Origin of the sequence: Citrobacter sp. Awk 2 (genome assembly GCF_028069815.1) — a bacterium.
Taxonomy (GTDB): domain Bacteria; phylum Pseudomonadota; class Gammaproteobacteria; order Enterobacterales; family Enterobacteriaceae; genus Citrobacter.
Genome location: NZ_JANEWL010000016.1, coordinates 1 through 21,277, shown reverse-complemented (window position 1 = coordinate 21,277; position 21,277 = coordinate 1). Strand labels below are relative to the sequence as shown.

General features: G+C 52.9%; 18 protein-coding genes. All 18 read right to left on the bottom strand.

Annotated features, from left to right (window positions below; all coding sequences use genetic code 11):
* Positions 1 to 33 precede the first annotated feature (33 nt).
* Positions 34 to 1,296, bottom strand: coding sequence for a cell division protein FtsA (gene ftsA, locus NNO02_RS06705; protein WP_003018755.1), 1,263 nt, complete (start codon positions 1,294 to 1,296; stop codon positions 34 to 36).
* A complete protein-coding gene (gene ftsQ, locus NNO02_RS06700; protein WP_271440502.1) occupies positions 1,293 to 2,126 on the bottom strand; it encodes a cell division protein FtsQ in 834 nt (277 codons plus the stop codon). Before ftsQ ends, ftsA begins: the two co-directional genes overlap by 4 nt.
* Before the next feature lies 1 nt (position 2,127).
* Positions 2,128 to 3,048 (bottom strand): D-alanine--D-alanine ligase, encoded by a 921-nt coding sequence (locus tag NNO02_RS06695; protein WP_271440501.1) that lies wholly within the window; start codon positions 3,046 to 3,048, stop codon positions 2,128 to 2,130.
* On the bottom strand, positions 3,041 to 4,516 hold the full coding sequence (gene murC, locus NNO02_RS06690) for a UDP-N-acetylmuramate--L-alanine ligase (RefSeq protein WP_003837436.1): 1,476 nt from the start codon (positions 4,514 to 4,516) through the stop codon (positions 3,041 to 3,043). The genes NNO02_RS06695 and murC overlap by 8 nt, the downstream gene beginning before the upstream one ends.
* Positions 4,517 to 4,567: 51 nt before the next feature.
* Positions 4,568 to 5,635, bottom strand: a complete 1,068-nt coding sequence (gene murG, locus NNO02_RS06685; protein ID WP_271440500.1) for an undecaprenyldiphospho-muramoylpentapeptide beta-N-acetylglucosaminyltransferase — start codon at positions 5,633 to 5,635, stop codon at positions 4,568 to 4,570.
* Complete coding sequence (gene ftsW / locus NNO02_RS06680; protein WP_271440499.1) at positions 5,632 to 6,876, bottom strand: cell division protein FtsW; 1,245 nt, start codon at positions 6,874 to 6,876, stop codon at positions 5,632 to 5,634. Before ftsW ends, murG begins: the two co-directional genes overlap by 4 nt.
* Positions 6,876 to 8,192 carry a UDP-N-acetylmuramoyl-L-alanine--D-glutamate ligase gene (gene murD, locus NNO02_RS06675; RefSeq protein WP_271454454.1) on the bottom strand — a complete coding sequence of 439 codons (1,317 nt, stop codon included), beginning with the start codon at positions 8,190 to 8,192 and terminating at the stop codon, positions 6,876 to 6,878. Before murD ends, ftsW begins: the two co-directional genes overlap by 1 nt.
* Positions 8,193 to 8,194: 2 nt before the next feature.
* Positions 8,195 to 9,277, bottom strand: coding sequence for a phospho-N-acetylmuramoyl-pentapeptide-transferase (gene mraY, locus NNO02_RS06670; RefSeq protein ID WP_137383724.1), 1,083 nt, complete (start codon positions 9,275 to 9,277; stop codon positions 8,195 to 8,197).
* Positions 9,271 to 10,629: a UDP-N-acetylmuramoyl-tripeptide--D-alanyl-D-alanine ligase gene (murF, locus tag NNO02_RS06665; protein WP_271454453.1), complete on the bottom strand. Its 1,359-nt coding sequence runs from the start codon at positions 10,627 to 10,629 to the stop codon at positions 9,271 to 9,273. Before murF ends, mraY begins: the two co-directional genes overlap by 7 nt.
* Positions 10,626 to 12,113 carry a UDP-N-acetylmuramoyl-L-alanyl-D-glutamate--2,6-diaminopimelate ligase gene (gene murE, locus NNO02_RS06660; RefSeq protein ID WP_271450018.1) on the bottom strand — a complete coding sequence of 496 codons (1,488 nt, stop codon included), beginning with the start codon at positions 12,111 to 12,113 and terminating at the stop codon, positions 10,626 to 10,628. The genes murF and murE overlap by 4 nt, the downstream gene beginning before the upstream one ends.
* Positions 12,100 to 13,866, bottom strand: coding sequence for a peptidoglycan glycosyltransferase FtsI (gene ftsI, locus NNO02_RS06655; protein ID WP_271440495.1), 1,767 nt, complete (start codon positions 13,864 to 13,866; stop codon positions 12,100 to 12,102). Before ftsI ends, murE begins: the two co-directional genes overlap by 14 nt.
* 15 nt (positions 13,867 to 13,881) lie before the next feature.
* Positions 13,882 to 14,247: a cell division protein FtsL gene (ftsL, locus tag NNO02_RS06650; protein WP_000625651.1), complete on the bottom strand. Its 366-nt coding sequence runs from the start codon at positions 14,245 to 14,247 to the stop codon at positions 13,882 to 13,884.
* On the bottom strand, positions 14,244 to 15,185 hold the full coding sequence (gene rsmH / locus NNO02_RS06645) for a 16S rRNA (cytosine(1402)-N(4))-methyltransferase RsmH (protein ID WP_271440494.1): 942 nt from the start codon (positions 15,183 to 15,185) through the stop codon (positions 14,244 to 14,246). Before rsmH ends, ftsL begins: the two co-directional genes overlap by 4 nt.
* A 1-nt stretch (position 15,186) precedes the next feature.
* Positions 15,187 to 15,645 (bottom strand): division/cell wall cluster transcriptional repressor MraZ, encoded by a 459-nt coding sequence (mraZ, locus tag NNO02_RS06640; protein WP_271440493.1) that lies wholly within the window; start codon positions 15,643 to 15,645, stop codon positions 15,187 to 15,189.
* Between the two features lie 611 nt (positions 15,646 to 16,256).
* Positions 16,257 to 17,261, bottom strand: a complete 1,005-nt coding sequence (cra, locus tag NNO02_RS06635) for a catabolite repressor/activator (protein WP_016151689.1) — start codon at positions 17,259 to 17,261, stop codon at positions 16,257 to 16,259.
* Between the two features lie 265 nt (positions 17,262 to 17,526).
* Positions 17,527 to 18,018: an acetolactate synthase small subunit gene (gene ilvN, locus NNO02_RS06630; protein WP_003829566.1), complete on the bottom strand. Its 492-nt coding sequence runs from the start codon at positions 18,016 to 18,018 to the stop codon at positions 17,527 to 17,529.
* 2 nt (positions 18,019 to 18,020) lie between these two features.
* Positions 18,021 to 19,745: an acetolactate synthase 3 large subunit gene (ilvI, locus tag NNO02_RS06625; protein ID WP_271440492.1), complete on the bottom strand. Its 1,725-nt coding sequence runs from the start codon at positions 19,743 to 19,745 to the stop codon at positions 18,021 to 18,023.
* Between the two features lie 319 nt (positions 19,746 to 20,064).
* Positions 20,065 to 21,012: a transcriptional regulator LeuO gene (leuO, locus tag NNO02_RS06620; protein WP_271440491.1), complete on the bottom strand. Its 948-nt coding sequence runs from the start codon at positions 21,010 to 21,012 to the stop codon at positions 20,065 to 20,067.
* Positions 21,013 to 21,277 lie beyond the last annotated feature (265 nt).

Genomic DNA, 21,277 nt, shown 5'->3' with positions numbered 1-21,277 from the left:
TGAGACCGTAATCGATGCCGGTCTCATAAAAAATTAAAACTCTTTTCGCAGCCAGCTATTGAGTCGTTTAATCCACGAGCCAACTGATGCCGTTACACGTTTTTCAACTTCAGCTTCACCACTTAAATGGGATTCTTTCCCGTAATGAAGCAACCCCACTGCCGTTGAATAATACGGCTCCTGGGCATAATCTGTCAGACCGGTAATATTGAGCGGCGCACCAATACGCACCTGCGTATGGAACACGCGCTGAGCGCAGGCCGCAAGACCTTCAATTTGCGCAGCACCACCGGTTAACACAATCCCCGCCGCCAGATGATGTTTCACACCCTGCTGGCGAAGTTGTTCCTGTAATTGCAAAATTTCTTCGTTGACCAGGTTAAGCAGCTCGGTATAACGCGGCTCAATGACCTCAGCCAGAGTCTGACGTTGCAGACTGCGTGGCGGACGACCACCGACGCTTGGCACTTCAACGCTCTCATCTTTGCCAACGATAGAACCCAGCGCACAACCATGACGAACTTTAATAGCTTCAGCATCGCTCGGCGGCGTACCAAAGGCATACGCAATGTCGCTGGTGACCACATTCCCTGCATAAGGGATTACTTTGGTATGGCGCAACGCCCCGCCAGTATAAACGGCGATGTCCATTGTACCACCACCAATATCGACCACGCAGACACCCAGCTCACGTTCGTCTTCCGTTAACACGGAATAACTGGCTGCCAACCCGGCAAATATCAGTTGGTCAACTTTCAGTCCACAGCGTTCAACGGCTTTGACGATATTCTTCGCCATGTCGTTGTGGCAGGTAATCAGATGTACTTTTGCCTGCATACGCACGCCGGAAAGACCGACCGGATTTTTAATACCTTCCTGGTAGTCAATCGCGTATTCCTGTGGAATAACATGCAGTACACGATGCTCATCGCGCACACGTACGGATTTTGCCGTATGCACAACATTTTCCACATCTTCCTGGGTCACTTCCTCTTCGGAAATGGGCACCATACCAATTTCATTCTGACAGCTAATATGTTTACCTGAAAGCGCCAGATACACCGAGGAAATCTGGCAATCTGCCATCAGTTCAGCCTGGTCAATGGCGCGCTGTACGCATTTCACCACTGACTCAAGGTCATTCACCCCGCCTTTATCCATACCTCGCGATGGGCAACTGCCCACGCCAATGATATTGACCATACCGTCGGGCAGAACTTCCCCTACTAAAGCGGCTACCTTCGCGGTGCCAATCTCCAGTCCAACTACCAGTTTTCTGTCCGTCGCCTTGATCATTGTTGTTCTGCCTGTGCCTGATTCTGTTGCTGATTAGATTCCTCAGGAGGCAAGGGAACCCAGCCTACTGCTGCTCCTGAGTCATAACGCAAATCAACGTAGCTAATCCGTTTGCCATCGGTTTGCGCCTGCTGCTGTAAAACCGGGTAGAGTTCCACAAAGCGAGCCAAACGTTTTATCGTATCGCCCCTGCCCAGATTGAGCTTAATATCGTTATTAAGCGTTAACTGCCAGGAACGACGAGCGGTCATCGCCGCTTCCTTCAGGGTGAATCTATCCTTAGCCAGCACCTGCCCCATATCGCGGAACCCTTGCAACACTTCACTTGCGCTGCCTTCAGGGCCATACAACATAGGTAATACCTGCTTGTTAGCCCGACCGGTTGGTATGCTGAACGTATTTCCATCGGCATCCACCATATGTTGGTCATTCCAACGCGCTATCGGCACATATTCAACCAGATGAATCTTCAATTCATCAGGCCACTGCTTTCTGACACTCGCCTGCTTAATCCAGGGGAGACGTTCAATCTGACTTTGGATGATGTTCACATCCTGGGTCATAAAGGTTCCCGGTGCGCCAAGCGCCAGGATGGACTGCCGAATATCGTCATTGCGCGTGTAGTGTCGCTCACCGGTCAATACCAGCTTCGACAATGGCAAACGTTGCGCATCTTCCATCCATCCCAACACGACCCAGCCGCTCACAAACACGGTGCACAGCACTGTCAGCAGAAACAGAATTCCTGCAAGACGCGTTCCATTATTGCGGCGTGAGGAGGCTACCTCGTCTTCATCACCGTTTCGCGTGTTCAGCGCAGCCTGCGACATATCAGTCCGCCAACTCCAGAATTCGTACCACCAACTGCGAGAAGCTCAGCCCCGCCTGACGCGCCGCCATCGGCACCAGGCTGTGGCTGGTCATACCCGGAGAGGTATTCGCTTCCAGCAGATAAAACTGGCCATCGCTGTCCAGCATGACGTCAATACGGCCCCAACCTTTACAGCCCAATGCGTTCCACGCTTTCAGGACTAATGCCTGTAATTCGGCCTCCTGGTCAACTTCCAGACCTGCAGGACAGAAATATTGTGTCTCATCAGACAGATACTTCGCCTCATAATCATAGAAGGTTCCCGCGGGTTGGATACGTATTGACGGTAAAATTTCTTCGCCAAGTATCGCAACTGTGAATTCCGGTCCACTGAGCCATTTTTCAATCAGTACTTCTTCATCATGCTGAAAAGCCAATGCTAATGCAGCTTGCAAAGCATTTTCTTCTTCAACTTTTGACATCCCTACGCTGGAACCTTCACGGCTTGGCTTCACAATCAACGGCAAGCCTAACGCAGAAATTCTCGTAACCACTTCATCGCTAAGTCCTTTTTCAAACTCAGCACGGGTCAATGCCACCCATGGCGCAACGGGCAATCCTGCCCCCTGCCACAGCAGTTTGCTGCGTAGTTTGTCCATTGAGATAGCCGATGCCATGACACCGCTACCGGTATAAGGCAAACCAATCTGCTCCAGCATGCCCTGTAACGTTCCGTCTTCACCACCTCGGCCGTGCAGTGCAATAAACACTTTCTGAAAACCCATCGATTTCAGAAGCGTAACGTCGACCTCTTTTGGGTCAACAGGATGTGCATCCACACCGCCTTCGCGCAAACCCGCCAGCACTGCTGCGCCAGAATTCAACGACACTTCTCGCTCTGCGGAGGTTCCCCCTAACAGGACCGCGATTTTATCAGCCATGTTGTTCTTCCTCCGGGTTTTGCGGCTTCAGTTTGATTTCAGCTAAGGAACGCGCGATTTTGCCGATATTTCCAGCGCCCTGCACCAAAATCAGATCATTACCGGTTAATACCGGTGCCAGCATTTCCGCTACCTGGGCCGGATCGGACACCAGAATAGGATCGATCTTTCCGCGACCGCGAATGGTACGGCACAGCGAACGGCTATCGGCCCCCGGAATTGCAGCTTCACCTGCGGCATACACGTCCAACATCAGCAACGCATCAACCTGTGTCAGCACGTTGGCAAAGTCGTCGTACAAATCGCGTGTACGTGTGAAGCGGTGCGGCTGGAACAACATCACCAAATTTTTGTCCGGCCAACCTGCGCGTGCGGCTTTGATCGTGGCATCGACTTCCGTTGGGTGATGTCCATAGTCATCGACCAGCATCGCCGTTCCGGCTTTACCGTTTACTGGCTCAAGCGGGAATTCACCCAGGAAGTCAAAGCGGCGTCCGGTACCCTGGAAACTTTCCAGCGCGCGCAGAATCGCGTCGTCTTCAATACCCTCTTCCGTTGCTACTGCCACGGCTGCTGCCGCGTTCAAGGCATTGTGACGACCGGGCGCGTTCAACGTCACACGCAAATCGGCCATCCCCTGACGCAGCAGCGTGAAGTGACCTTGTGGGCCAATCTGTTGATAATCTTCTACGCGAACGTCAGCATCATCGCTGAAACCATAGGTGGTGGTCTGACGCCCGACGCGCGGCAACAACTCGCGGATTACCGGATCGTCGACACACATCACCGCACGCCCATAAAACGGCAAGTTGTGCAGGAAATTAATAAACGTCTGCTTTAAATTTTCGAAGTCGCCATGGTAGGTATCCATATGGTCAGCTTCGATATTGGTGACAATCGCCACCATCGGCTGCAAATGCAGGAACGACGCATCGCTCTCATCGGCTTCCGCAATCAAATAACGGCTGTGACCCAGACGTGCATGCACACCTGCTGCCTTTACCAGACCGCCGTTCACAAAAGTCGGATCGAGGCCCGCTTCTGCATAAATACTGGAGACCATCGCAGTGGTCGTGGTTTTACCGTGGGTCCCGGCAATGGCGATGCCGTGACGAAAACGCATCAACTCTGCCAGCATCTCCGCACGGCGGATCACCGGGATACGCGCTTCATGGGCCGCAACAATTTCCGGGTTATCCGCAGAAATAGCGCTGGATACCACCACCACGCTCGCATCACGAACGTTTTCCGGGCGATGGTTGAAAAAAATCGTGGCACCCAGATTCGTCAGTTGCTGCGTAACCGGATTCGGCGCTAAGTCAGAACCGCTGATCTGATAGCCTTCATTGGCCAAAACTTCGGCAATACCGCCCATACCAGCACCACCGATGCCGACAAAGTGGATGTGCCGAACGCGACGCATTTCGGGCACGATGGAACGCAGTTTTGCCAGTTGTTGTGTATTCATTCTTTAGCCATTAACTTCTCAGTTCATGCGATGCAAAAGGCATCACCACAATTACACCCGGGCAGCCCGGCTCACTTCAGTTGCAACCCGCTCAGTGGCATCCGGTATGGATGCGGCGCGAGCACGCTCTGCCATGGTTAATAAAGTTTCTCGTGACCACCCGGACAGGGTGCTGACGACGGCATCCACAGTAAACTGCGGCTGCTCAAGAATTTTAGCTGCGCCCGCTTTCTCCAGCGGCAGCGCATTCCAGTACTGTTGTCTGTCTTTATGTTGAAACGGCACGAACAGCGCGGGTAAACCTGCGGCAGCAATCTCACTCACCGTCAGTGCGCCTGAACGACAGACCACCACATCCGCCCACGCGTAAGCTGCTGCCATATCATCAATAAATTCAGTGACCTTATGCTGTGGTTGCCCCGCGTCTGCGTAAGCCTGTTCCACGGTTTGCTGCGCACCTTTACCACTCTGATGCCAGATAGTCACTGCGTCGCCAAGTTTTGCGGCGACCTGCGGCAACGTCTGGTTCAGCACACGTGCGCCCTGCGAACCACCGACAACCAGCACCCGCACCGGACCTTCACGACCAGCCAGACGTTCTTCGGGTAACGGCAGTGCAAGGACATCAGTACGCACTGGATTCCCCACCACTTCCGCATTCGGGAAAGCGCCAGGGAAGGCCTGCATCACCTTCGTCGCGATCTTCGCCAGCCATTTGTTCGTTAACCCGGCGATACCGTTCTGCTCATGCAGCACGACCGGAATACCTAACGACCAGGCCGCCAGGCCGCCAGGGCCAGACACATAGCCGCCCATGCCCAGCACCACATCGGGCTTAAACTGCTTCATGATGGCGCGGGCCTGACGCCAGGCATTAAAAATACGGACAGGTGCAGCCAGCAACGCGTTGAGGCCCTTTCCGCGCAAACCGGAGATGCGAATAAAGTCAATGTCAATGCCATGCTTCGGCACTAAGTCCGCTTCCATACGATCGGCGGTGCCCAGCCAACGAACCTGCCAGCCCTGGGCCATTAAATGGTGCGCAACCGCCAGCCCCGGGAAAACATGTCCACCGGTACCGCCTGCCATCACCATTAACCGCTTCGGTTGACCACTCATCGTGCACCTCGTGTAAACGCCTGGGCTTTTTCCAGACGCGTTTCATAATCAATACGTAACAAAAACATGATGGCTGTCGACATGATCAACAAACTCGAACCACCATAACTGATCAACGGCAGCGTCAGACCTTTCGTTGGCAGCATGCCCGCCGCCGCGCCGACGTTTACCAGAGCCTGGAAGCTAAACCAAATCCCGATAGAGCAGGCTAAGAAACCTGAAAAACGGTGGTCAATTTCCAGCGCCTTACGACCGATCGACATCGCGCGAAAAGCGACGAAGAATACCATTAAAAGAGCGAGTACCACACCGATATAACCCAGCTCCTCCCCAATAATGGCGAAGATAAAGTCGGTGTGCGCTTCCGGCAAATACTCCAGTTTTTGGACTGAATTACCCAATCCCTGGCCCCACACTTCACCGCGACCAAAAGCCATCAGAGACTGTGTCAGCTGATAGCCGCTGCCAAACGGATCTTCCCAGGGATTCCAGAACGAGGTCACACGGCGAATACGGTACGGTTCGGCGAGGATCAGCAGCACGACAGCGGAAATCCCCATCCCGATGATGGCGATGAACTGCCACAATTTGGCACCAGCCAAAAACAGCATCGCCAGCGTCGTGACGAACAGCACGACCACTGTGCCCAGGTCAGGCTGCGCCAGCAACAGCACGGCCAGAACCAGAATCACACCCATCGGCTTTAAGAAGCCGCGCAGGTTGTTACGCACCTCATCCACCTTACGCACCAGGTAGTTGGCGAGATAACAGAACAACGACAGCTTGGTAAACTCCGCAGGCTGAATACGCAGTGGCCCCAGCGCAATCCAGCGCGATGCCCCGTTAACCGAGCTGCCTACAACCAGAACGATCAGCAGCATGATGATCGACGCGATCAGCATGGTGGTGCTGTACTTTTGCCAGAACTCCATCGGCAGGCGCAAGGTAATCATCGCCAGACAGAACGCCAGAAAAATATACAGTGCGTCACGCTTAGCAAACAGGAATGGATCGCCTGCCAGACGCTGCCCAACGGGCATTGACGCCGATGTCACCATGATAAAACCGATCGCTGCCAGACCAAACGTCAACCACAACAGCATGCGGTCGTACATGATCAGGCTGTCCGCGTCTTTCTCACGCGAAGCCATCACCCAGCCTTTAAGTGCCGCAAAGACCCACGCCAGGATTCCGAGTCCCGGTACGCGCGGCAGTTTCAGACGAGGGAGAGATAATCGCATCAACCCAACTCCTTCGCCAGGTGGGTAAAGACGTCGCCACGTTGCTCAAAATTCTTGAACTGATCGAGACTGGCACAAGCGGGAGACAGTAGTACCATGTCGCCCGGTTTAACACGCGGGGCGAGCAGACGCATCGCCTGTTCCATGGTTTCTGTTTGTTCCGCCACTTCCGGTCGCAACGCGGCAAGCTGTGCACCATCACGGCCAAAGCAGTACAGTCGAATGCGATCGCCACTCAGGTAACGGCTTAACGGAGAAAAATCGGCTGATTTCCCATCGCCGCCCAACAGCAGGTGCAGAGTACCCTCAACGTGCAGCCCATTCAGCGCGGCTTCAGTGCTGCCGACATTGGTCGCTTTTGAATCGTTGATCCAACGCACACCGTTATGATTCAGTACCAGTTGGAAACGATGCGCCAGGCCAGTAAAGGTAGTCAATGCTTTCAGGCTGGATGCCCGCGGCAGACCCGCAGCATCCGCCAGCGCTAACGCTGCCAGCGCATTGGTGTAGTTATGTTGACCGGAAAGGGTCATCTCTTTCACGTTCAATACTTTTTCACCCTTCACCCGCAGCCAGGTTTCACCCTGCTGGCGGTTAAGGTGATAGTCACCCATATTGATGCCAAAGCTCACACAGCGCTCATCGGCACCGCGAACCGGCATAGTTAACGCATCATCCGCATTGACTACGCACACTTTCGCATTCTCATAAACGCGCAGTTTGGCTGCACGGTACTGCTGCAGTCCAAACGGATAACGGTCCATGTGATCTTCAGTGACGTTCAAAATGGTTGCCGCGACAGCCCGTAAGCTGGAGGTCGTCTCCAGTTGGAAGCTGGACAATTCCAGAACATACAACTCGCGCTCAGCGTCCAGCAACATCAGCGCGGGCAGGCCGATATTACCGCCGACACCCACGTTCACTCCGGCCGCTTTCGCCATCTCACCTACCAGCGTAGTCACAGTGCTTTTACCGTTTGAACCGGTGATCGCGACGATGGGAGCCTGTGCTTCGCGGCAGAACAGTTCGATATCGCCGACAATCTCAATTCCCGCATTTGCGGCAGCGCTCAGCGAAGGGTGCGCCAGGGCAATACCGGGGCTGGCGACGATGAGATCGGCGGCCAACAGCCAGTCATCATTCAGACTGCCAACATGATGCTCAACCGCTTCCGGTAATTTATCCAGGCCCGGCGGCGTCGCGCGGGTATCCATGACGCGCGGCGTGACGCCGCGTGCCAGGAAGAAATCCACGCAGGACAACCCGGTCAAACCCAGACCGATAATGACGACTTTTTTACCCTGGTAATCAGCCATGATTAACGTACCTTCAGCGTTGCCAGGCCAATCAGGACCAGCATCAGCGAAATAATCCAGAAACGCACAATCACACGCGGTTCCGGCCAACCTTTCAGTTCATAGTGGTGATGAATAGGCGCCATACGGAAAATACGCTGTCCGCGCAGCTTAAAGGAACCCACCTGCAGAATGACCGACAGGGTTTCCACCACAAATACGCCGCCCATGATCACCAGCAGGAATTCCTGACGCAGCAGCACGGCAATAATGCCCAGCGCGCCACCCAGAGCCAGTGAACCGACATCGCCCATAAAGACCTGTGCCGGATAAGTGTTAAACCACAGGAAGCCCAAACCTGCGCCGACAATCGCCGTACAGACGATAACCAGTTCGCCGGCGTGGCGCAGATAAGGAATGTGCAGGTAGTTGGCGAAGTTCATGTTACCGGTCGCCCATGCAACCAGTGCAAAACCGGCGGCCACAAACACGGTTGGCATAATCGCCAGGCCATCGAGGCCGTCGGTCAGGTTGACCGCGTTGCCGGTGCCGACAATCACGAAGTACGCCAGCAGGATGTAGAACAGCCCCAGTTGCGGCATGACATCTTTAAAGAATGGCACCACCAGTTCAGTTGCCGGGGTGTCTTTTCCTGCCAGATACAGCGCAAATGCGACCCCTAATGCAATGACCGACATCCAGAAATACTTCCAGCGCGCGATCAGGCCCTTGGTGTCTTTGCGCACCACTTTGCGGTAGTCATCGACAAAACCGATAATACCGTAGCCAACCAGCACCACCAGCACGCACCACACGTACGGGTTGGATGGGTAGGCCCACAGCAGTACGGAGATAACAATCGCAGTGAGGATCATGATGCCGCCCATGGTCGGCGTACCGCGTTTACTAAAGTGTGATTCCGGGCCGTCGTTACGTACGACCTGGCCAAAGGACATTTTTTGCAAGCGGGCGATCATGCGCGGGCCCATCCACAAAGAGATGAACAGCGCGGTCAGCAGGCTGACGATGGCGCGAAACGTCAGATAGGAAAAGACGTTGAAGCCGGAATAATATTTGACCAAATGTTCGGCCAGCCAAACTAACATGTTCCATTCTCCTGTAATGCGCGTACTACCTCTTCCATGGCGGCACTACGTGAACCCTTCACTAAAATCGTCATAATCTGATGTTCTGCAATCAGTGTCTTAAGATGCGCGGCCAACGCGGTTTTATCCGCAAAATGTTCGCCAACGCCGCTGGTGTCGCTGATCGCCTGACTCAGTTTCCCTGTACTCAGCACACGGTCGATGCCCGCAACCTTTGCAGCCTCACCTACCTGTACGTGGCAGGCTTCGCTTTCCGCGCCAAGCTCTGCCATATCGCCAACCACCAGCACGCGGTAGCCGGGCATTTCGGACAGCACCTGTACCGCTGCGGTCATCGAACCGACGTTAGCGTTGTAGGAGTCGTCCAGCAGCAGCTGATTTTCTGCCAGTTGAACCGGGAACAGACGCCCCGGCACCGCTTGCAGATCCTTCAGACCCGCTTTCACGGCATCTGGCGTTGCGCCTACCGCCATAGATAGCGCTGCCGCCGCCAGGGCGTTAGCAATATTGTGACGACCCGGCAGGGGCAGCAGAACATCAATGCTTCCGGTTGGCGTTTGCAGCGAAAACTCTGTGCCGTGTGAGGTCACATGAACGTTAGCCGCCGAAAAGTCGCTGTTAGCCGCATTCGGCGAGAAGCGCCAGACTTTGCGATCGCCGATGATGCTCTGCCAGTTCAACCAGTCGTTGTTGTCGGCATTCATAATGGCGACACCGTTCGCTGACAGGCCGGTAAAAATCTCACCTTTTGCCTTCGCCACACCTGCCAGAGAGCCGAAGCCTTCCAGATGCGCGGCGGCCAGGTTGTTCACCAGCGCCGCTTCCGGGCGCGTCAGGCCAACGGTCCAGGCGATTTCGCCCTGATGATTCGCGCCAAGCTCAATCACGGCATAGTCGTAATCGTTGTTTAAGCGCAGCAGCGTCATCGGGACGCCGATGTCGTTATTCAGATTGCCTGCGGTATATAACGTGTTGCCACACTGACTCAGAATGGCGGCGGTCATCTCTTTAACAGAGGTTTTACCGGACGAGCCAGTAAGCGCCACCACACGAGCCGGAACCTGAGCGCGAACCCATGCCGCCAGCTCGCCAAATGCCAGACGCGTATCTTTTACAATCAGCTGCGGAAGGTCGGTATCCAGTGCACGGTTTACCAGCAGTGCGCCCGCGCCATTCTCTTTTGCAGTGTCGGTAAAGTCATGGGCATCGAAGCGTTCACCTTTCAGTGCGACGAACAAACAGCCTGGCGTGACTTTACGCGTATCGGTCGTGACCGCATCGAGGGTCAGATCGCCCCCTTTCAGTTCGCCACCGAGGATTTCCGTCAGTTGACTGAGCGTTACGCTAATCATGCGATAACCCCCAGCAGACGCGCTGCCGTCACGCGATCGGAGTAGTCGAGACGCTGGGCGCCGACAATCTGATAATCCTCATGGCCTTTGCCAGCGACCAGCACCACGTCATTTTCTTTTGCCTGCATGATGGCGCTAGTGACCGCTTCAGCACGACCTTCCATCACTTTTGCCTGCCCGGCATCCAGCATACCCGCCAGAATGTCATTGATAATGGCGCGAGGCTCTTCGGTGCGTGGGTTGTCATCCGTAACCACAACGACATCGGCAAACTGCTCCGCAATGGCGCCCATCAACGGACGTTTGCCTTTGTCGCGATCGCCGCCGCAGCCAAAGACGCACCACAGCTTGCCGGTGCAATGCAGACGGGCCGCCTGCAGCGCTTTTTCCAGCGCATCCGGCGTATGAGCATAATCAACCACAACGGTGGTTTTGCCCGGCGCGCTAAACACTTCCATGCGCCCGCAGACCGGCTGCAGCTGTGCCGCCGTTTTCAGTAAATCAGTTAACGGATACCCCAACGCCAGCAGTGTGGCCAGCGCCAGCAGCAAATTGCTGACGTTAAACGCCCCCATCAGGCGGCTTTCAATTTCCCCTTCTCCCCAGGTGGAGGCAAAGCGAATCGTTGCGCCGCTATCGTGATAGTTCACCTCAACGGCTTTCAGCCAACGACCGTGGCAGTTGGGATTGATATGGTCTTCCATCGAGACAGCTACCGCATCCGGCAGCTTCGCCAGCCAGCGGCGCCCCACTTCGTCATCCGCATTGACGATAGCCTGCCCACAGTGGTGCGTGGAATACAACAACCACTTCGCGGCTTCGTAGTGTTCCATATCGCCGTGATAATCGAGATGGTCACGGCTTAAGTTGGTAAATACTGAGGCCGCAAATTTCAGCGCCGCCACGCGGTGCTGAACCAGGCCATGCGATGAAACCTCCATCGCGCCAAAGGTCGCGCCCTGTTCAACCAGTCCCGCCAGCACATGCTGAACGTCAACGGCGGACCCAGTGGTATTTTCCGTCGGGATCACTTTACCCAGCAGGCCATTACCTACCGTTCCCATTACCGCACTGGTTTCGCCAAGCAGTTGGCTCCACTGTGCAAGCAATTGGGTGGTGGTGGTTTTACCGTTGGTTCCGGTCACACCGACCAGACGCATATTTTCAGATGGCTCGTGGTAAAAGCGGCCTGCCAGTGCAGATAAGCGTTCGTTAAGCTGGCTGAGATAGATGACCGGAACGCCGTGCATTTCACGGATTTCGCCGTCTGCGGCCTCATCTTTTGCCTCTGCAATAATGGCAGCCACACCTTGCGCTATCGCCTGCGGGATATATCGACGCCCGTCCGCCTGATGACCCACTACTGCGACAAAGAGATCGCCCGATGCAGCCACACGGCTGTCGAGTGTCATCTCTCGCAGTGCTCGCTCCGGTGCACCCGGCACCCATGGAGCAAGAAGGTCGCGCAAATTACGATCTGCCACCTGTTGCCTCGCCTTGATTATTCACAAATTCATTTTTATCGCCCGTTGTCAGCGCATCCGGTTCGATGTTCATGGTACGCAGTACGCCGCCCATGATGGCACCGAAGACCGGCGCGGAAACGGCGCCACCGTAATATTTACCCGCCTGCGGATCGTTGATAACAACAACCAGCGCGAAGCGCGGCTGACTCGCAGGCGCAACGCCTGCGGTATAAGCAATGTATTTATTGATGTAGCGGCCATCTGGCCCGACTTTTTTCGCCGTACCGGTTTTAATCGCGATGCGATAGCCTTTAATCGCCGCCTTCACGCCGCCACCGCCCGGCAGCGCCACGCTTTCCATCATGTGCACCACAGTGCGTACGGTCGACTCCGGGAAGATACGCTCTCCCGGAACAGGAGGGTCAACTTTAGTAATCGACAGTGGGCGATAAACGCCATAGCTGCCGATAGTTGCGTAGACTCGCGCTAACTGTAACGGGGTTACCATTAGCCCATAGCCGAAAGAGAAGGTGGCCCTCTCTATGTCAGACCACCGTTGTTTTTGAGGATATAAGCCACTGCGTTCTCCGACCAACCCCAAATTGGTCGCTTTTCCCAGCCCAAAACGTGAGTAAGTATCTACTAACGCTGAGGACGGCATCGCTAACGCCAGTTTGGAAACACCGACGTTACTCGACTTCTGCAAAACCCCGGTAAGGGTCAATTCGCTATAACGCGCCACGTCTTTAATTTCGTGACCATTAATTCGGTAAGGAATGGTGTTAAGTACGGTATTTTCACGTACCACGCCACGCTGCAGCGCGGTCATCACCACCATCGGTTTAACGGTAGAACCCGGCTCGAAGACGTCGGTAATGGTACGGTTACGCATTGCGTCTTTCGGCGTACCGGTGAGATTATTAGGGTTGTAAGACGGGCTGTTCGCCATCGCCAGCACTTCACCGGTATTAACATCCACCAGAACCGCACTACCTGACTCCGCCTTGTTAAACGCTACGGCGTTGTTCAGTTCACGGTAGACCAGCGCCTGTAAACGCTCATCAATACTCAGCGCAAGGTTATGCGCCGCCTGGCTGTCGGTAGAGGAAATATCCTCGATGACGCGGCCATAGCGGTCTTTACGTACAATACGTTCGCCCGGTTGTCCGGTGAGCCATTTGTCGAAGCTTTTTTCAACGCCTTCAATCCCCTGGCTGTCAACGTTGGTAAAACCAATGAGGTGAGCGGTCACTTCTCCGGAAGGATAGTAACGGCGGGATTCTTCGCGCAGATGAATACCTGGCAGCTTCAGTTTCTTGATGTAGTCGGCCATGTCAGGGTTTACCTGACGCGCAAGATAAATAAAGCGCCCTTTCGGGTTGGCATTAATTCTGCTGGCCAACTGGTCAAGTGGCAGGTTCAACGCGGTTGAAAGTGCTCTCCAACGCTCGCCAACGCTCACACCGCCTGCGTCATGAACTTCTTTTGGGTCAGCCCAAATCGCCTTAACGGGAACACTCACCGCCAGCGGACGACCTAAACGATCGGTTATCATACCGCGCGATGTGGCAACTTCCTGTACGCGCAGGGAACGCATATCGCCCTGGCGCACCAGCATGTCTGGCGCGATGATTTGCAGCCAGGCAACACGCCCCAGCAAGAAACCCAGCGCCAGCAAAATACAGCCGCACAGTAACGCAAAACGCCAACTGACAAAGTTGGCTTGTTCTTCCTGACGTTTTGGTTTGTGCGTTTTTGCCGCTGCTTTCATGCGTCGCGTTTATCCTTATTTTTGTACTACGATATTTTCTTGTGAGGGATCAACATGCTGCATTTGCAGCTTTTCCGTTGCGATCCGTTCAACACGGCTATGATCACCGAGCGCGTTCTCCTCAAGGATCAAGTTACGCCATTCGATATCCAGCGCATCTCGTTCCAGAACCAACTGCTCACGCTGCGCGGTCAGTAACCGTGTATGGTGTGCGGTTGTCACGACAGTAACCGCCGTCAAAATAATGCAAATGAACAGGCAGAGTGGCAGCTTCCCAAACCGCAAAAGATCGTCACCGATCACGCCAGGCAAAGCATGGCGCTCGTTGCTTCCTATCGATCCTTTAACTTTGCTGAGGGCTTCTGTCACTCTGCTGATCATGCGTTCGTCCTCTCTGCAATACGCAGAACTGAACTACGGGCACGAGGATTCTCAGCTACCTCTTCTTCACCCGGCATCAACTTGCCTAGTGCTCTCAACTCACGACCGCCCAGTTTTTTGATCTGCGCTTCTGTCATCGGTATTCCAGCCGGAACCTGAGGACCGCGGCTTTGTTCACGCATAAAGCGCTTCACAATGCGATCTTCGAGTGAATGGAAACTAATGATCGAAAGGCGACCACCTGGTGCCAGCACGCTGAGCGAGCTTTTTAGCGCCTGCTCTATCTCCTCCAGTTCACTGTTTACCCAAATGCGCACCGCCTGGAAGGTACGGGTCGCGGGATGTTTGAATTTATCTTTTACCGGCATTGCCGCTGCAATGACTTCCGCCAGTTCTTTGGTACGGGTCATCGGTTCTATGCGGTTGCGCTCCACGATGGCACGGGCAATACGTTTGCCGAAGCGCTCCTCGCCAAAGGTTTTAATCACCCAGGCGATATCAGCTTCATCGGCGGTTTGCAGCCATTCAGCGGCAGACTGACCGCGCGTAGGGTCCATACGCATATCTAGCGGACCGTCACGCATGAATGAAAAGCCGCGTTCGGCATCATCAAGCTGCGGAGAAGACACGCCAAGATCAAGGAGGATTCCATCGATCTTGCCGGTAAGTCCACGCTCGGCTACATACTCAGCCAGCGCAGAAAAAGGTCCATGAATGATGGAGAAACGGGGATCGGTAATCGTCTGGGCAACGGCAATAGCCTGCGGATCGCGATCGATTGCCAGTAAACGTCCCTCTTCACCAAGCTGTGAGAGGATCAGACGTGAATGACCACCGCGACCAAATGTCCCGTCAATGTAGATGCCGTCTGGACGAATATTCAGGCCATTTACAGCTTCATCCAGCAACACCGTGGTGTGTTTATAATTTTCCATCATCTTATAGAGACAAGTCCTGCAATCGTTCCGACAGCGCGCCGGTCACAGACTGCTCAGCGTCGATATCTTCCTTGACCTGTTGATACCAGGTCGTTTCATCCCACAGCTCAAACTTATTGAACTGCCCAACCAGCATCACTTCTTTTGTCAGTCCCGCGTGTTGTCGCAGAATGGGCGCAATCAATAAGCGACCGGCGTTATCCATCTGACATTCGCTGGCATGCCCCAACAATAAGCGTTGTACGCGACGCTCAGCCGGATTCATGCTCGACAAGCGAGATAGCTTCTGCTCGATAACTTCCCATTCAGGCAGGGGGTACAGCAGCAGGCACGGGTGATGGATGTCAATGGTACAAACCATTTGACCGGTAGCGCTCTCAAGCAGTTGATCCCGATAACGGGTAGGCACCGATAAGCGCCCTTTACTGTCGAGATTAACTAACGTTGCTCCCCGGAACATGCCAGTCTCACCCCCAATTACCACTTTATCCCACAAAATCCCACTTAAAGGAGTTTACGGAGCGGAGGAAAACCTTGTCAAGCAAGTCACGGCGCTCAGCGGAGCAAAAAACCCAATGTTTACGGCTAATATCAGTGTTGAGCAAATTCCGTACAGCAAACGAAGCAAATTAACGTCATGAATATTTGTAAGAAAAAAATCCAACAACTCATCATTGTTTAAAACAACTCAATATCAACCGAGGAAAATATAAAGTGTCAGTTTGCGACGCGAGCGGCATTTTAGGACAATATGCGGCGAGATAACAGTACCAGTTCATCGGTCTGTACGGCCCGTACGGCCAAGGAAGGTGAGAGATTGCCGCAATTCGGCGGCAAAGTGTTTGTTAATTCGGCAAATCCACACAAGCATGTAACAAAATAATACAAACGTAACGCGTCGTTACGTATCAATAACCCAAAAAAGGATAGTTGCGTTTTTAAATTAGGATAATTAAAGAATGAATTTCAGATAATTCTAAAGAATATTCTTAAATATAATAAGGTTATTTCTGAGAATTAAATATTTGATGGCATCGAAGCATTCTCCCCAATGCCATCAATAGCAACCACTTAGTTACGGCTAAGGATACCGCGGCGGTACAGATTACGCCGAATACGCGTTAATCCTGGTTTTGGTTTACGCGGTTCATCAAGGCTTGCAAGGACGATCTCCAACACACGTTCAGCCACATCACGGTGGCGCTGTGCTACTGCCAACACCGGGCATTGCAGGAAGTCGAGCAGTTCATGATCGCCAAAGGTCGCAATGGCTAAATCAGACGGCAGTTGCCCATCACGACGCAAAGTCACATCCATCACCCCTTGCAATAGCGCAAATGAGGTGGTGAACAGCGCCTGAGGCATCGGATGCGTTTCCAGCCATTTATCAAACAGCTGTGCTGCTGCCTCCCGTTCATAGCTATTGGCATACAGGAAGTGCACTTCACGCGGATCGTCTTTCCACGCGGTACGGAAACCCTGTTCACGCAGGAAACTGACCGATAATTCAGGGAGCGCCCCCAGGTAGAGCACAGTTTCAGCAGGGAATTTACGCAATTCCTCCGCCAGCATTTGGGCATCATCCTGATCTGCACCGACAACACTGGTGAAGTGTTCACGATCCAGCGCACGATCCAGCGCTACAATCGGGAATGAACTGTTCGCCCAACGCTGATAGAACGGATGTTCTGGCGGTAATGAGGTAGATACAATAATAGCGTCAACCTGACGCTGTAAAAGATGCTCAATACAGCGCATTTCGTTATCTGGCTGATCTTCAGAGCAGGCAATCAGCAGTTGATACCCACGCTGACGCGCCTGACGTTCCAGGTAGTTTGCAATGCGGGTATAACTCGTATTCTCCAGGTCCGGGATTACCAACCCGATAGAACGTGTGCGTCCAGCACGGAGCCCGGCCGCCACAGCATTGGGGTGGTAATTATGTTCACGCACCACCGCCATGACTTTTTCGACCGTTTTGTCGCTTACGCGGTATTGCTTTGCTTTGCCATTAATAACGTAGCTTGCAGTCGTTCGCGAAACGCCGGCCAACCGAGCGATTTCATCCAGTTTCACAATTGCCCCTTGCGTAAAATGTACAAACCATAACCTTTAAGATGGCATGGGTTAAATTTATTAACATCTAAGCGCAGAATAATGACTGCGGCAACCGCTTTTGTCTCTGGTTACTGCTGATTTCGCAAAAAAAAAGCGCAACAGGTAGCATCAGCGAAAACAGGTACGTTACCTGTAGGCCGGATAAGGCGTTTACGCCGCCATCCGGCATGACCTCCACGAGGATGCCTGATGGCTCTGTGCTTATCAGGCCTACAGTCGACTATTAACGCATGATTTTATCACCTCGGGAGAGTCCCACCACACCGGAACGGGCCACCTCTACAATCTTGGCGACTTCACGCAGTGTTGCCAGGAAAGCGTCCAGTTTGTCACTGGTTCCCGCCAACTGCACCGTGTAAATAGACGGCGTGACATCGATAATCTGTCCACGGAAAATTTCCGTGTTGCGTTTCACCTCTTCCCGGCCATAACCACTGGCCTGAATCTTCACCAGCATGATTTCTCGTTCAACGTGAGCACCCTGCCCTAACTCACTCACCCGCAGGACATCCACCAGCTTGTGCAGTTGCTTTTCAATTTGCTCAAGGACCTTCTCATCGCCCACGGTCTGAATCGTCATCCGCGATAAGGTCGGATCGTCAGTCGGCGCGACGGTCAGGCTTTCAATGTTGTAACCGCGCTGGGCAAAGAGGCCTATCACGCGCGATAATGCCCCAGACTCATTTTCCAGTAATACTGATAATATCCGGCGCATAATCAGGTCCTCTCCGTTTTGCTTAACCACATCTCATCCATACCACCACCCCGAATTTGCATCGGGTAGACATGCTCACTACCATCGACGGTGACATCAACAAACACCAGCCGGTGGTTGCGCACATGTTCCAGTGCTTCACCCAGTTTGCTTTCCAGCTCATCCGGATGATTTATCTGGATACCAATATGCCCATAGGCTTCAGCAAGACGGACAAAATCGGGTAGCGACTGCATATAAGACTGCGAATGACGCCCGGAATAGATCATGTCCTGCCACTGTTTCACCATACCGAGATAGCGGTTGTTAAGGTTGAGTACCAGCACCGGCAGCTCATATTGCAGCGCCGTCGACAGCTCCTGGATATTCATCTGAATACTGCCATCACCGGTAACGCAGACTACCGTTTCATTCGGCAGTGCCATCTTCACCCCTAACGCGGCAGGTAAACCGAATCCCATGGTGCCAAGGCCGCCTGAGTTAATCCAACGACGAGGTTTATCAAACGGATAGTAAAGTGCAGCAAACATCTGATGTTGGCCCACATCCGAAGTGACATACGCATCGCCTTTCGTCAGGCGCCAGATGGTTTCAATGACAGCCTGCGGTTTAATGCTCTCACTCTGGGTGTCATATTTCAGGCACTGGCGGGCACGCCAGTGCTCAATCTGTTGCCACCAGTCACGGTTATCATCCAGCGGTTGCTGTGATTTCTCCTGCTCCAGCAGCTCTAACATCTGCTCAAGCACCAGGCGAGCATCGCCAACGATTGGAATATCCGCAGTGACGGTTTTTGAAATAGAGGTGGGGTCGATATCGATATGTAACACGGTCGCATTCGGGCAATACTTTGCCAGATTATTGGTCGTACGATCGTCAAAGCGAACGCCGACCGCAAATATCACATCCGAATGATGCATAGTCATATTCGCTTCGTAAGTACCGTGCATGCCCAACATGCCCAGCGCCTGACGATGCGTTGCCGGAAATGCGCCTAACCCCATCAACGAGGAAACGACAGGCAGGTTCAGGGCTTGTGCAATCTGGCCCAGTTGCTCGTGGCAGGCCGCATTCACTGCACCACCACCAACATAAACCACCGGTTTTTTAGCCGCCACCAGCGTTTGCAGCGCCCGTTTGATCTGTCCCTTGTGCCCTGTCGTCGTCGGATTATACGAGCGCATACTTACTGATTCAGGCCAGCTATAAGGCAATTTCTTCGCAGGATTCAGGATATCTTTCGGCAAATCCACAACTACAGGACCGGGGCGACCACTTGCGGCCAGCCAAAAGGCTTTCTTCAGCACCTGAGGTATATCTTCCGTTTGCTTGACCAGAAAGCTGTGCTTCACCACCGGACGGGATATCCCCACCATATCGCACTCCTGAAAGGCATCGTAGCCAATCAGAGAGGTAGCCACCTGCCCGGAGAGGATCACCAGCGGGATGGAGTCCATGTACGCCGTTGCAATCCCCGTGATCGCATTGGTTGCACCCGGCCCTGAGGTGACCAACACAACGCCCACTTCCCCCGTGGCACGTGCCAGACCATCGGCCATATGGACCGCGGCTTGCTCATGGCGGACCAGCACATGATCAATACCACCGACCGTATGCAAAGCATCATAAATATCGAGGACTGCGCCCCCGGGATACCCGAATACCTGCTTCACACCCTGATCGATGAGCGATCGGACGACCATCTCGGCTCCAGACAACATCTCCATGGCTTGCCTCCACTCTTATAATGAATAACGGTTTAACAACACATTAACCGCTGACGATAAGGCATGGCAATTGACACCGAAGTGGTGGTGTAACCGCGGATAAGAATAAAACGGAGGAAAGAATCGAATAAACGGAGAATTAAACCAGTATAAGCAAATGAAATGACAAATAATCGCTTAAAAATGGGCACTTACAGCGATTACTCTAATTTTTCACCCTCACAGGAAAAAATCAAAAGCAGATTTCAGCATAAAATTTTAAATAAAAATAAAAAAGCAGAATAAACCAGATGTTTCATCGGATTTACTCTGCCATAGGTCACTGCTTACAGATGGAGACTAACAGCTCTTCCATCCATTGATGCCCTTTATCCCGACCAGCGGCTTCATGCCAGGAAAGATAGCAAGTCCGGCTATTCAATTTTAAAGGTAGCGGCAATATTTGCAGTTCTAAAGCCTCGGAGAATTCTTCAGCTAACCAGCGTGGCGCAATAGAAACCAAATGAGTTTGAGATACAATATTCAGCACACTGATTAATGCCATTCCCTGATAAGCAACGCAGGTTTGTTTATCCTGAGTGTCATACCAGGGCTGACTGAATGACGCAAAGCGATCGAGAGAAACTACGGCATGCTGTTCATTATAGACATCACTTTCCAGCAATGGACCGCTAATGCGCGGGTGTTTTTTACTTGCGACTAACACCATCTCATCATTGAATAACGGAATACTGGTGAATTCAGGACGGCGGAATTCTTCATAACTAATAACGAATTCTGTTTCCTGATATCGCAATTGATGTTCTGTATTTTGGTTGAGCGATGATTTAAATACGACATGAATATTAGGTGCAACTTGCTCAACGCGATTGTAAATCAAGGACGTGAGGATATTATCCAATGGGCTACAGACGCAGAGATTGAATACTCGTGAGCTGCTGGCAGGTTCAAAACCGGACCCTGGCAGTTCATTCTGCACCAATTGCAGTGCCTGACGAACAGAGCCAAATAGCTGAAAAGCCCGTGCTGTTGGCTGGATGCCTCGGCCATAGCGCACAAAGAGCTCATCATTAAACATAACCTTCAGACGTGCGACTGCGTTGCTGACTGCAGGCTGCGACATGCCCAGAGAATGCGCTGCGCGAGTAATATTCTGTTCTTGCATCACCGCGTCAAAAACGGTTAATAAATTAAGGTCAACCATGCGCAGCTGCGGCTTCCCCATCTCTAAAAGATTAGGTTTATCTATTATTTTTACTTCTGGCATATTTAACTCCACTGTCACTCTAAACTCCCTTTTCCCAGACGGAGCTCAGAAATAACCTCCGCTAATATGATTTACCATGCATATAAAATAAGAAAAAGGGAAAGCATTAAAATTAGGAAAACATAAAGGCCCTGACCTGAATTAACAAAAACCAATACGAGCGCAGTGTGGCAGAGGTCACTGCACGATGATTCATACGTTTAAATGTCGAAAACAATATAACCATAACCATGGCGAATACACAATCATGCACTAAGTGAATGTA

Coding starts and splice junctions, on each gene's coding strand:
- ftsA (WP_003018755.1), bottom strand. CDS start 1,296: ATGATCAAGGCGACGGACAGAAAACTGGTAGTTGGACTGGAGATTGGC.
- ftsQ (WP_271440502.1), bottom strand. CDS start 2,126: ATGTCGCAGGCTGCGCTGAACACGCGAAACGGTGATGAAGACGAGGTA.
- NNO02_RS06695 (WP_271440501.1), bottom strand. CDS start 3,048: ATGGCTGATAAAATCGCGGTCCTGTTAGGGGGAACCTCCGCAGAGCGA.
- murC (WP_003837436.1), bottom strand. CDS start 4,516: ATGAATACACAACAACTGGCAAAACTGCGTTCCATCGTGCCCGAAATG.
- murG (WP_271440500.1), bottom strand. CDS start 5,635: ATGAGTGGTCAACCGAAGCGGTTAATGGTGATGGCAGGCGGTACCGGT.
- ftsW (WP_271440499.1), bottom strand. CDS start 6,876: ATGCGATTATCTCTCCCTCGTCTGAAACTGCCGCGCGTACCGGGACTC.
- murD (WP_271454454.1), bottom strand. CDS start 8,192: ATGGCTGATTACCAGGGTAAAAAAGTCGTCATTATCGGTCTGGGTTTG.
- mraY (WP_137383724.1), bottom strand. CDS start 9,277: ATGTTAGTTTGGCTGGCCGAACATTTGGTCAAATATTATTCCGGCTTC.
- murF (WP_271454453.1), bottom strand. CDS start 10,629: ATGATTAGCGTAACGCTCAGTCAACTGACGGAAATCCTCGGTGGCGAA.
- ftsI (WP_271440495.1), bottom strand. CDS start 13,866: ATGAAAGCAGCGGCAAAAACGCACAAACCAAAACGTCAGGAAGAACAA.
- ftsL (WP_000625651.1), bottom strand. CDS start 14,247: ATGATCAGCAGAGTGACAGAAGCCCTCAGCAAAGTTAAAGGATCGATA.
- rsmH (WP_271440494.1), bottom strand. CDS start 15,185: ATGATGGAAAATTATAAACACACCACGGTGTTGCTGGATGAAGCTGTA.
- mraZ (WP_271440493.1), bottom strand. CDS start 15,645: ATGTTCCGGGGAGCAACGTTAGTTAATCTCGACAGTAAAGGGCGCTTA.
- ilvN (WP_003829566.1), bottom strand. CDS start 18,018: ATGCGCCGGATATTATCAGTATTACTGGAAAATGAGTCTGGGGCATTA.
- ilvI (WP_271440492.1), bottom strand. CDS start 19,745: ATGGAGATGTTGTCTGGAGCCGAGATGGTCGTCCGATCGCTCATCGAT.
- leuO (WP_271440491.1), bottom strand. CDS start 21,012: ATGCCAGAAGTAAAAATAATAGATAAACCTAATCTTTTAGAGATGGGG.